Origin of the sequence: Methylobacterium sp. B1 (assembly GCF_000333255.1) — a bacterium.
Taxonomy (GTDB): Bacteria; Pseudomonadota; Alphaproteobacteria; order Rhizobiales; family Beijerinckiaceae; genus Methylobacterium; species Methylobacterium fujisawaense.
Genome location: NZ_BACT01000580.1, coordinates 1 through 1,620 on the forward strand (window position 1 = coordinate 1; position 1,620 = coordinate 1,620).

The window sequence follows — 1,620 nt, forward strand, 5'->3', positions numbered from 1 at the left end:
TGGACCGCCCGATTTTTCGCCCGGGGGCCCGGAGACCGGAAGGTCAAAGGAGGCTGCAGGTCGGCATGGGCCTGGCGCATATTGCAAGCATTTGTGCGCGCTGCGGGCGGTCCCGTGCCGAGAACTCAAAATTCTCGTATCGGGTGCCGAACCGGTGTCGCCCGTACCGCGTCGACGGGATGCCTGCATCCAGCGACGGCATCAGTCGGAAGCCGTGTCCGACCGGGCGCGGACGGCCGCGCCGGTCGGGGCGCCCTCGCCGGACGCGGCGCGGACCGGCGGGCGTGCCGGCGAAGCCGTGGGCTGCCGAGTGGCCGGATCTCCGCGACGCCGCGACCCTGTCGCGACCTCACCGACCCCGGCACGAAAGTGGCAGGATGGCGCCGTCGCGGTCCGTCCTGGGCCCGCGCACCGGGAGCGGCGGGATGGGCACGGTATCGGCGATCGGCACGGCGGTCCGCGCGCAGCGCGGCCGGGTGGCGGCTTTGTTCGACGACCTCGCCCGGTGCGGCCGGACCGATCCCGGGTTCACGCGGGCCTCCTACAGTCCGGAGGAGAGTGCGGCGCACGGGGTGGTGACGCGCTGCGCCGCCGCTCTCGGCCTCGCGATCGGGCGGGATGCGGCCGCCAACACCACCCTGACGCTGCCGGGGCGGGACCGGAGCCTGCCGCCGATCCTGATCGGCTCCCACCTCGACACCGTGGCCCACGGCGGCAATTTCGACGGCGCCGCCGGGGTGGTGGCCGGCCTCGCCGCCGTCGCGGCGCTCCGCGAGCTGGGGCTGACCCCGGCGCGCGACATCACCGTCATGGGCATCCGCGCCGAGGAGAGCGTCTGGTTCCAGGTCTCCTATATCGGTAGCCGGGCGGCCCTCGGAACCCTGCCGGACGGGGCGCTCGACGCCGCCCGGATCGACAGCGGCCTCAGCCTCGCCGCGCACATCGCCCGGGAGGGCGGCGACCCGGAGGCGCTGCGCAGCGGCCCGCCCGCCCTCGACGCCGCCGCGATCCACGCCTTCCTGGAGGTGCATATCGAGCAGGCGCCGAGCCTGGAGGAGGCCGGGATCCCGGTGGGCCTCTGCACCGGGATTCCCGGCAACGTCCGCTACCCCGACGTCCGGATCGTCGGGCGCTACGACCATGTCGGCACACCCCGCCGCTTCCGCCGCGACGCCGCGCTGGCCGGTGCGGAGATCGCCCTGGCCCTCGACCGGGTCTGGGCGGAGCGCGAGGCCGCCGGCTGCCCGATGGCCGTCACCTTCGGCCGGTTTCACACCGATGCCGCGGCCCACGGCCTGACCACCGTCCCAGGCGAGTTCCGGTTCAGCCTCGACATGCGGGCCTACGCGGCCGAGGTGCTGTCGGCCTTGGAGGCCGCATTCCTGGCCGCCGTGACGGACGTGTCGGAGCGCCGCGGTGTCACGGTGGCCCTCGGGCCCCGCGCCGAGGCGGGCGTCGGCGCGGTTTCGCCCCGGATCCGCGACGGCCTCGCGGCGGCCGCGGACGCGCTCGGCATCGCCACCCGGCCCCTCGGCAGCACCGCTTCCCACGACGCCGCCGCTTCGCCAAGGCCGGCGCGCCAGAGGGCATGCTGATCGTGCGCAACGCCAACGGCAGCCA

Annotated in this window: 1 protein-coding gene; it reads left to right on the plus strand. The window is 75.2% G+C overall.

Annotation, left to right across the window (positions count from 1 at the left end):
* The first annotated feature begins 425 nt into the window (after positions 1-425).
* A complete protein-coding gene (locus I53_RS16985) occupies positions 426-1,595 on the plus strand; it encodes a hydantoinase/carbamoylase family amidase (RefSeq protein ID WP_251982344.1) in 1,170 nt (389 codons plus the stop codon).
* Positions 1,596-1,620: the final 25 nt, after the last annotated feature.

Bases quoted from the DNA above. Each gene is read 5' to 3' on its own strand.
- I53_RS16985 (WP_251982344.1), top strand. From the start codon at position 426: ATGGGCACGGTATCGGCGATCGGCACGGCGGTCCGCGCGCAGCGCGGC.